This window comes from Methyloceanibacter sp. (assembly GCF_050999895.1).
GTDB lineage: Bacteria > Pseudomonadota > Alphaproteobacteria > Rhizobiales > Methyloligellaceae > Methyloceanibacter.
Map to the genome: position 1 here is coordinate 26,307 of NZ_JBPCOU010000064.1, position 9,366 is coordinate 35,672.

Sequence of the window (9,366 nt, forward strand, 5' to 3'; positions counted from 1 at the left end):
GACCCTACGCCTGGTGACGGGCGAGCACGCCCTTGACCGCCTCGACGAGCTGGTCTGCGGGCCTGGAGAACTGGGCTTCGGCCTGCTTCTTCAGATATTCGTCGCGGTCCTTGATGGCGCTGAGATTGACGCCAAGGATCAAGTCCTTGATGGTGACCTCGCCCTTCGCGAACTCGTCACCACCCTGGATGACGGCGCAGGGGCTGCCGCGCCGGTCGGCGTATTTGATCTGGACGCCCATCTTGTCGGAGTCGCCGAGATAGAGCTCGGCGCGGATGCCGGCGTTGCGGAGATCTTGCGCCATTTTCTGATAGTCAGCGATACGTGCGCGATCGAGCACCAGAACCACCACCGGGCCTTGCGTCGCGCTCTCCTCATACTTGCCGAGCAACTGCAATCCGAACAGGAGACGCGACACGCCGATGGAGATGCCGGTGGCCGGCACCTTCTCGCCGGTGAAGCGCTCGACGAGGCCGTCATAGCGGCCGCCGCTGACGACGGAGCCAAGCCGCACGAGCTGGCCCCGCTTGTCCTTGGTCGGGGCGGTGAGCTCCGCCTCGAAAACAGGGCCGGTGTAATATTCGAGGCCGCGGACGACCGAGGGATCGACCCGAATTCTTAGGCTCCCGTAGCCGGCCTCACTCGTTAGTGCGATAATCTCTCTAAGCTCTGCGATGCCTTCGTGACCCGCACTGCTGACCCCGATTGCTGTTTCAAAGTCCTCGAGAATGGACAAGTTGTCGAAGTAGCGACCTTCGTATTGAGGACGCTTTAGCTCGTCGTCGTATTTAGAACTGGCCAAGGCCTGAATTGAGCGCAACGGCTTTTCGCCAAAGCCCTCGACATCTTTCAGGTCCGCAAGAGACCAACTCTCATCGGAAGCCAGATAGTCCTTAAAGCATTTCATTATGAGTTCGATTTGCGTGGGGGAAAGCTGGGCTCCTTTGGTGAAGTCGCCGCTCTCGTCCTTGCGGCCCTTTCCGAGAAGAGCCCGCACTCCGGCCTCGCCCAAGCGATCTAACTTATCGATCGCGCGCAACACCGCGAGACGCTGCTCTGCATTCGTCGCGCCGCATTTATCCAGCACGCCGTCCAAAACCTTACGGCTATTGACCTTGACGACATAGTCTCCGCGATTGATACCGAGCGCCTCAAGCGTATCGGCGGCGAGCATGCAAAGCTCTGCATCGGCAGCGAGCGACGACGCGCCGACAGTGTCGGCATCGAATTGCATGAATTGGCGGAAGCGTCCCGGCCCCGGCTTCTCGTTGCGCCAGACGGGCCCAACCTGATAGCGGCGGAAGGGCTTTCCGAGCTGAGTGTTCTGCGCGACGTAGCGCGCGAGCGGCGCAGTCAAGTCATAGCGCAGCGAGAGCCACTGCTCGTCATCATCCTGGAACGAGAACACGCCCTCGTTGGGGCGATCCTGATCGGGCAGGAATTTGCCGAGCGCATCGGAATATTCGATCGCAGGCGTATCGAAGGGCTCAAACCCGTAGGACTCGAACACCTGCCGGATCGTGGCGAGCGACTTCTCGCGCGCGCGAATTTCACCTGCGGAGATATCCTGCAGGCCCTTCGGCAGGCGGGCCTCGGGACGGTCCGGCGTTTTATCATTCATGTAAGGATACGGCTGTTTGTAAGGGGTTCCAGCCGTCGCGTTCTAGCCCAACGCTCCCAGAGCGGCAAGCGACCTCGACTCCTCCGGGATGTTAAGCCTAGCGCGAGCGCCGCACTGCCGCTCCGGCCGGGACCGGATAAGCGACGAGCTCGCGCACGAGCTTCACCAACGCCTGCGGGTCGTAGGGCTTGTCCACGTAAAGGGTGATCTCGTCAGGCTCGGTGCCCATGATCGGCCGACACGATCGTAGCCCGTGAGGAACATCACTTTCAGAGGTCCTGCGTGCCGCCGCCGCGCCTCCGCGACGAATTCATGCCCGGCAAGCCGAATCGGTCAGAAGCAGATCGACATTGGGATGCTCTTTCAGCAGCTCAAGGCCCTGCTCGGCGCGCGCCGCGGTATGAACCTCGAATCCGCTTTCGCGAAGAATTTCTTCGGTCGCCATGCTCACGAGGAAATCGTCCTCCACGAAGATCACCTTCGGAGGCGTGGCATTTTGTTTGGCCGGCGAGCCCTCCGGTTTTTCCCAAGCTGTAGACCTGGCGCTCGCGTCAGCCAGGCTTGCCACGGCAAGAGAGGCTTGATGGTGCTGCCGCGGCCTGTACTGGACACGATGGTCACGTCGCCGCCGAGCTGCTTCACCATGCCATAGACAGTGCTGAGGCCGAGCCCACTGCCCTTACCGATGTCCTTGGTCGTAAAAAACGGCTCGAAGGCGTGCTCGATCACGCCGTTCGTCATGCCGTTTCCGGAATCGGATACCGAGACCGCCAAGTAATCACCGGGCGCCAACCTGTCGTGGTCTTGAATCGTGACGTTCGCGGTGGCGATGGTGAGAGTGCCGCCGCCCGGCATGGCGTCACAGGCATTGACAACGAGATTGAGAATGCTCGTCTGCAACTGCCTCGGATCGGCCCTGGCCGGCTTCAGGTCGCTGGCAAGTTCGAACCTGAGCTCTATGCTCTCGTTGCAGCTGCGCGTGATAAGCGCAGTGATCTCCTCCAAGGTCTATTGAGGTCCAGGGTCAGAGGTTGCATCATGCGCTTGCGCGCAAACACAAGCATCTGACTGGCAATGGAAGCGCCGTTGCGTGCAGCGGCAAGGGCCGCGTCTATCTGTGCAAGCGCAATCCCCTGTACGGCACCGCTCTGCTTGACGAGCTCCAAATTGCCGACGATTGCCGTGAGCGCATTATTGAAATCGTGAGCGACGCCGCCAGTGAGTTGGCCGAGCGATTCCATCTTTTGCGACTGCACCAACTCCTCATGCGCCTTCTCCAGGATTTGCTGCGCGAGGCGGCGCTCGGTGATGTCGCGGGTTACCTTGGCATAGCCGATCAGGGTGCCATCCTCTTCGCGGATGGGATCGATAAGACATTGGCCCAGAAGCGGCTGCCGTCCTTGCGCACGCGCCAACCTTCGGCTTCAAACCTTCCTTCTTCCGCGGCAATGCCAAGGGCACGGCGAGGCAGCCCGACCTCCTTGTCCTCCGGCGTATAGAAAAGCGAAAAGTCTTTGCCGACAATCTCGTCGGTCGCGTAGCCCTTGATGCGCCCCTGTTCCAGTTGGTGACCCGTCCATCGAGGTCGAGCATGTAGATGGCGTAATCGACGACCGCGTCGACGAGAAGACCGAAACGCTGCTCGCTATCGGCCAACGCCTTGCGTCGGTTGTCCTTGCTGGAGTGGCTGACGGATTTAAGGTTCATTATGCTCGCGACCCGTTCGGGCACCGAGAACGGATCGCCCCGATGGGAACATAGGAACCGGTTCTGGCGCAGGAAGCCTCTAGCGCTATGTAACCATAATAGGGCCGAAGCGTTCCGTCGGGGTTAAACGGTCGCCATCTCGACAAGGTTTTGAATGGGATGGATTTTAGACTTTAGCGGCTCCAAGCCCGCGGGCACGGGGCCGCCGGTCGCCCAATCCAGCAATTCCACGGTATGCACGACGGGTACGGCGCTTCCAGCCCGGAGCTGGTTAATACAGCCGATGTTGCCTGTGGCGACCACATCCGGCTTCACGCTGGCGACATTGGCGAGCTTCCGGTCGCGCAACTCCGCGGAAAGCTGCGGCTGGAGGATGTTGTAGGTTCCGGCGGAGCCACAGCAGATATGGCCTTCCGGGACCTCCAGAACGGTGAAGCCCGCCTGGGAAAGCAGAGTCCTTGGCTCGATCTCCACGCGCTGGCCGTGCTGCAGTGAGCAGGCGGAGTGATAGGCGACCTTGATGCTGGTCCACATCAGGGGCGTCGTCATGCCGGCTTCCTCGATGAACTCCGTGATGTCGCGAGCGAGCGCCGAGACTTGGCTTGCGCGTTCGGCATAGCCCCGGTCGCGCGCGAGCAGATGACCGTAATCCTTGATCATAGTGCCGCAGCCCGACGCTGTAATTAGGATTGCGTCGAACGGGCCTTCGCGCATCGCCGCGGTCCAGGCATCCACATTGTGCCGCGCAGACGCCAGCGCCTCATCGGTATGACCGAGATGATGGGTGAGTGCGCCGCAACAGGCCTCATCCTTGACGATGACCACGTCGACGCCGTGGCGCTTCAGCAGGCGAATAGCGGCGCGATTGATGGAGGGCTGCATCACCTCCTGAACGCAGCCGAGCATGAGCGCCACGCGCCGTATGCGGCGCTCATCGGTGCGAATCAAATCCTTCGGCTTGCGCAATTTGAGGCGCGGAAGGCGCGGCGGGACGAGCGCAAGGCTGGCGGCAACGCGCTTCAATCCGACGGCCTCGAATAGACTTCGCAATGGCCTCGCCATCGAGCCGAAGAACAGCACGAAGCGGAAGCGGCTGCGGTAAGGCAGGACCTTGCGTAAGAACCAGCGCAGGGACCGTTCCCCAAGAGGGCGATGTGCCTTCGTCTCGATGCGGGCGCGAGCCATGTCGACGAGATGCATGTAGTCCACGCCGCTCGGGCACGTCGTCACGCATGATAGGCACGACAGGCAGCGGTCGATGTGACGCGTGATTGTTGGCGTCACTTCGCCCTGCTCGAACAGCTGTTTCATGAGATAGATGCGACCGCGAGGCGAATCGCGCTCATCGCCGAGAACGACATAAGTCGGACAGGTTGCCGTGCAGAGGCCGCAATGAATGCAGCGGCGCAGAATCGAGTCAGCTCTTGCCAGAGTTGGATCCTCGAGCTGGAAGTCGGTGAAGTTCGTTTGCATCGTCTCGCCCTAGCTTTCCGGATACATGCGGCCGGGATTGAGGATACCGGCTGGATCGAATGCCGCTTTGAGCTTTGCCGACAGCGCCATCAGAGGCGCATCGAGCGGCTGAAAGACGTCGATGCTTGCGCGCGCCGTAGCATCGGCGCGGATCAGCGTGGCGTGGCCACCAAACTCCGCGAGGTTGCGACGGATCTCGATAGCGCCGGCATCGAGGATCGGCCCGGTTTCCAACCAAACCAAGCCACCGGCCCAATCGTAGTAGGCCCGCGTCTCCAGGGTGCGGGCGATGGTCGAAATGAGCTTGGCCACGACGGAGGGCCGGGTTGCGATGCGCCAAAGCGGACGCTCGGGGGAACCGCAAAACATCTTCAATCCCCGAAGCTCCGTCCAGAAGGCTCGGCTACGCGCCCTATCGAGCTCGACGTCGGGATTGTAGGCAGCGAGCATGTCTTTCAGGCGCGCGGTGCGATAGCGAACGGAGCTTGAGAAATTCTCCACCCTGATCGCCGTCACTGAATTGCCGGCGCTGGCGATTGCACGATCCGAAAGCCTGGCTGCCAGCTCCTTTTGGAGATGCGCCGCGCCGGAAACCTCAAACGGCGTGCCGACGGCAACGCGCAGCGCCTCGATCGCGGTCTGGTCGGGAAGACCAAAACAAAGGAGCGTCCGGACCTCCTCGCGCGCCGGCAGGACCTTCAGGGTGACTTCGGTCATGATGGCAAGCGTGCCCCAAGAGCCTGCAAGCGCGCGGCCAAGATCGTAACCGGTGACGTTCTTCATCACGCGGCCGCCGGCTTTGAACATCTCGCCACGTCCGTTCACCGCCTTGACGCCGAGGACATTGTCGCGCGCAGCGCCGGCAAGCGCGCGGCGGGAGCCTGAGAGATTTGTCGCAACCATCGCCCCGATTGAGGTCTGGCCGGGATCAGAGCCAAGGGCAGGCCCAAGATCGATGGGCTCGAACGCAAACTCCTGGCCGTATTCATCAAGGAGGCGCTCGATCTCCACAATCGGCGTTCCCGCCCATGCCGTGAGCACAAGCTCGGCAGGCTCGTAGAGCGAGACACCGAACAAGGCTTCGGTACTGACGATTGCTGCCGCCTGAACCGGCCTGCCGACCTCCATCTTGCTGCCGCGGCCCCGCACCTCGATGGGCGTGTTCGTGGCTGCCGCTGCGGCGACGAGAGAGGCCATCTCCTCTTCGGACTGCGGGGCATGAAAGCCGAGGCGGATATGCACATTCACTGGAGGTCACGTCCTTCGAGGGGAAACACCTTCGCCGGATTGAGCAACCAATCCCGGTCAAAAGCAGTCTTGACCCGCATTTGCTGCGCCAGGTCCGCGATAGAGTATTGCGTGGACATCAGATCGCGCTTTTCGATGCCGACACCATGCTCGCCAGTCAGGCAGCCGCCAAGCTCGACGCACAGTTTTAGGATTTCGGCGCCACAAAGTTCCACCCGCTCGAGTTCAACTGGATCGTTGGCATTATAGAGAATGAGCGGATGCAGATTGCCGTCGCCGGCATGGAAGATATTTGCAACATCGAAATGGTGGCGGCTACAGATGAGACTGATTTTTTGCAGAGCCTCCGGCAGCCGTGACAGGGGAATGACGCCATCCATGCAGTAATAGTCCGAGATCTGGCCCATGGCACCGAACGCGGCCTTGCGGCCATTCCAGATTGCAGCGCTCTCCTCGACGCTGCGGCTCACCCGTACGGCGACTGGATCGTAGCGTTCGGCGATCTCGACGATCGCTTCCAACAGAATATCGACCTCGTCCTCGGACCCTTCCACCTCGACGATCAGCAATGCATCCACGTCGAGCGGATAGCCCGCGCCGGCAAAGTTCTCACAGACCTGGATGGCCGGGTTATCCATGTACTCGATCGCAACAGGAACGATGCCGGCTGCGATGATGCCTGCAACGCAGGCGCCTGCGGCTTCCGCCGAGGCGAAACCGAGCAGCATCGGACGGGTTCTCTCCGGCGCCTTGATGAGACGGACGGTAGCCTCAGTGACAATGCCGAGCTGCCCTTCCGAGCCCACAATGAGCGCCAGAAAATCGTAGCCAGCCGCGTCCAGGAAAGGACCCCCGATATCGAGGATTTCGCCATCCATCATGACGATGCGCACGCCCAAAATATGGTTCACGGTGACACCGTGTTTCAGGCAGTGAGCCCCTCCGGCATTGGTCGCGATGTTGCCGCCGATGGTGCATGCGAGCTGGCTAGAGGGGTCCGGCGCGTAGAAATACCCATGCGGACTCGCACTTTGAGAAATGGCGATGTTGGTGACGCCGGCCTCGACGCGCGCTACCTGATCAATCGGGTCGACGGCAAGCACCCGTGTCATGCGCGAAAGGCCGAGCACGATCGCATCAGCAAGGGGTAGCGCGCCGCCTGCGAGTGACGTCCCTGCGCCGCGCGGCACGACCTTGATGCCGTCCTCGTAGCAAAACGCCAAGATGGCGCTCACCTCTTCCGTGCTCGAGGGCAGCACGACGGCAAGTGGCACGCAGCGATAGGCGGTCAGGGCATCGGATTCGAAGGTGCGACACCCCTCCTCGTCGCTGATCAAGATCGCGCTGGGGACGAGCTTTTTGAGCTGTTTTAAAATCTCAGGGCGGCGCGCGAGGATCGCGGCGTCAGGTTCTGGAAGGGCGAGTAGAGACATTCGAAGCTCCGGGCGGCTTTCCCTCTAAATCCGGAGGCAAGCCGCTGTTTTAGTCTTTCGCATGCGCAGGACGCATGGGCAATACGCCACCTCAGTCAAGCCACAGGAACACGGAAACGCAACCCTCTCAGCCTACGCCGAGTTAGGATGTCGCAGCTAAGGGCCTTGGGCTTCTGATAAAGTCGCCCCGTTTCTGGCCACTTAGAGGAGACGCGAAAAGAACCGTCCGAGAAGAGACCGGGGCATCTCTCTTCGACTTGACCGTCAACAAGGAGGAACTGAGGATGAGAAACGTTGGGCTTATCGGGCTCAGCGCTGTTTTGCTTGCGGGCTTCAGTGCGCCGGCTTTCGCGGCCGGCGATGCTACTAAAGGCAAGGCGGCTTTTGCCAAATGTGGGATCTGTCATCAATCGGCGAGGGTGCAAAGCCTTTGATCGGGCCGCCCCTTACAACATCGTCGGACACAAGGCCGCTGCCCAGGCCGGCTTCGCCTATTCGCCTGGGCTGAAAAAGCTCGGCGACGGGGGCTGACCTGGACCGAAGAGAATCTCAACAAATGGATCACCGACCCAAAGTCGATGGTTCCCGATTCGCCGATGGCGCTTGCCTTCCAAGGAATCCCCGATGCCGGTGAACCCGCCGACATTATCGCTTACGTACGCGGGTGGCTGGGCTAAGGCTCCCCTCCCCCTACGGAAGCCTGCGGCAGGGCTCCTGCTTCGCCCTTTCCAAATTGAGTCAGATCGTCGAGCACCTCCTTGAAGAAGGGGTCCTTGCCGCTTTCTTCCTGCGCGACCTCGGCCCAAGCTTCGCGGAAAGCGGTGAGGACTTCGTCTGGCCATGGCGCGATGCGCACGCCGTCCCGGGCAAAATCGGCGAGTGCTTTTTTCTGGGCCCGCCCACTCTCAGCGAGAGTCTCGAGCAGCATCGCTTCGCACGCGGTCTCGATCAGCGCCTGCTGCTGATCGTCTAGGGTATTCCAGCGATCCTTATTGATGAGAAGCTCGAGCACCGTTTCGGGCTGATGCCAGCCGGGCACGTAGATGAGCTTGACCTTCCCTTGCAGATTCTGACGCTGGTCAACGCTCGGTGGATAAAGCTCGGCGGCGTCGATCTGATTTTTTTCGAACGCGGCTGCCACCGCGCCTCCCGGCACGACAACAGTCTTGGCACCGAGGCGCGCCATAACGCGACCGCCAAGGCCGAAGATGCGCATCCGCAGGCCCTCGAAATCCGCCTTGCTGTCGATCACTTTGGCGAACCAGCCGCCGGTCTCGCCGCCGCCAAACGTGCACGGGATCACATGGATTTTGTAGCCGGCCTGGTCGTACATTTTTTGATAAAGCTTGCGACCGTTGCCGGCCTGGAACCAGTCAACATAGCCCTTGGCGTCGGGTCCGAATGGGAACCCCGAGAACAGCGCGGCTGCGGGAATCTTTGCCGCCCAAAAGCTCGGCGCGGAGAAGCCCGCGTCCGCGCTGCCGCCTGAAACCTGGTCGAGAATATCCTTCGTCTCGGTACCCTGCCCGGGCTGCCGCAGATCAAGCCCGAGCTGCCCCGCCGAGAGCTTCTGGATACGCTTGGCCAAGCTGGTTGCGGGCTGTCCGAGGCCAGGAAGATGCGTGCCGTAGATCGTCGGCGTGACGAGGCGGAGCGGATCGGCAACGTTCGCCGCCGGTCCTGCCGCCAAGGAGAACAGCGCAGCTAGAATTGGCCCCCCACATCTGCGCATGTTCGCTCCCTTACAGTCGCACACTCAAGCCTTCGCCGGCTTTTTGTTGTCGGATGCTACAGCCTCCACGGCGTGGTTTGCCACCGGCGTGACTTTTTTGGGCATGCCCGACCTCAGGCGAGTCTGGAAAATCCTCGCCTTTCCGCTGGTTC

At 61.3% G+C, this 9,366-nt stretch carries 10 protein-coding genes; all 10 read right to left on the bottom strand.

The features are described 5' to 3' along the window. Window positions 1-4 precede the first annotated feature (4 nt). The 10 genes from hisS to ACR2J1_RS07190 all read right to left on the bottom strand — a co-directional run bounded on the left by hisS (window position 5) and on the right by ACR2J1_RS07190 (window position 9,214). Entirely contained in the window at window positions 5-1,621 is a 1,617-nt protein-coding gene (hisS, locus tag ACR2J1_RS07145) for a histidine--tRNA ligase (protein ID WP_434018646.1), read from the bottom strand. A gap of 97 nt (window positions 1,622-1,718) precedes the next feature. Beyond that, window positions 1,719-1,850, bottom strand: a complete 132-nt coding sequence (locus tag ACR2J1_RS07150) for a hypothetical protein (protein WP_434018647.1) — start codon at window positions 1,848-1,850, stop codon at window positions 1,719-1,721. An 81-nt stretch (window positions 1,851-1,931) separates the two neighbouring features. Then, complete coding sequence (locus ACR2J1_RS07155; protein ID WP_434018648.1) at window positions 1,932-2,090, bottom strand: hypothetical protein; 159 nt, start codon at window positions 2,088-2,090, stop codon at window positions 1,932-1,934. Between the two features lie 5 nt (window positions 2,091-2,095). Then, window positions 2,096-2,521: an ATP-binding protein gene (locus ACR2J1_RS07160; protein WP_434018649.1), complete on the bottom strand. Its 426-nt coding sequence runs from the start codon at window positions 2,519-2,521 to the stop codon at window positions 2,096-2,098. Between the two features lie 56 nt (window positions 2,522-2,577). Then, a complete protein-coding gene (locus ACR2J1_RS07165; protein WP_434018650.1) occupies window positions 2,578-3,036 on the bottom strand; it encodes a histidine kinase dimerization/phospho-acceptor domain-containing protein in 459 nt (152 codons plus the stop codon). Next, window positions 2,958-3,185 carry a PAS domain S-box protein gene (locus ACR2J1_RS07170; protein ID WP_434018655.1) on the bottom strand — a complete coding sequence of 76 codons (228 nt, stop codon included), beginning with the start codon at window positions 3,183-3,185 and terminating at the stop codon, window positions 2,958-2,960. Before ACR2J1_RS07170 ends, ACR2J1_RS07165 begins: the two co-directional genes overlap by 79 nt. 266 nt (window positions 3,186-3,451) lie before the next feature. Further along, a complete protein-coding gene (gene glcF / locus ACR2J1_RS07175; RefSeq protein WP_434018651.1) occupies window positions 3,452-4,801 on the bottom strand; it encodes a glycolate oxidase subunit GlcF in 1,350 nt (449 codons plus the stop codon). Window positions 4,802-4,810: 9 nt separating this feature from the next. Then, on the bottom strand, window positions 4,811-6,049 hold the full coding sequence (glcE, locus tag ACR2J1_RS07180; RefSeq protein ID WP_434018652.1) for a glycolate oxidase subunit GlcE: 1,239 nt from the start codon (window positions 6,047-6,049) through the stop codon (window positions 4,811-4,813). Next, entirely contained in the window at window positions 6,046-7,482 is a 1,437-nt protein-coding gene (locus tag ACR2J1_RS07185; RefSeq protein ID WP_434018653.1) for an FAD-linked oxidase C-terminal domain-containing protein, read from the bottom strand. Before ACR2J1_RS07185 ends, glcE begins: the two co-directional genes overlap by 4 nt. Before the next feature lie 673 nt (window positions 7,483-8,155). Next, window positions 8,156-9,214 (bottom strand): TRAP transporter substrate-binding protein, encoded by a 1,059-nt coding sequence (locus ACR2J1_RS07190; protein ID WP_434018654.1) that lies wholly within the window; start codon window positions 9,212-9,214, stop codon window positions 8,156-8,158. Between the last annotated feature and the right edge of the window lie 152 nt (window positions 9,215-9,366).

Bases quoted from the DNA above. Each gene is read 5' to 3' on its own strand.
- hisS (WP_434018646.1), bottom strand. From the start codon at position 1,621: ATGAATGATAAAACGCCGGACCGTCCCGAGGCCCGCCTGCCGAAGGGC.
- ACR2J1_RS07150 (WP_434018647.1), bottom strand. From the start codon at position 1,850: ATGGGCACCGAGCCTGACGAGATCACCCTTTACGTGGACAAGCCCTAC.
- glcF (WP_434018651.1), bottom strand. From the start codon at position 4,801: ATGCAAACGAACTTCACCGACTTCCAGCTCGAGGATCCAACTCTGGCA.
- ACR2J1_RS07185 (WP_434018653.1), bottom strand. From the start codon at position 7,482: ATGTCTCTACTCGCCCTTCCAGAACCTGACGCCGCGATCCTCGCGCGC.
- ACR2J1_RS07190 (WP_434018654.1), bottom strand. From the start codon at position 9,214: ATGCGCAGATGTGGGGGGCCAATTCTAGCTGCGCTGTTCTCCTTGGCG.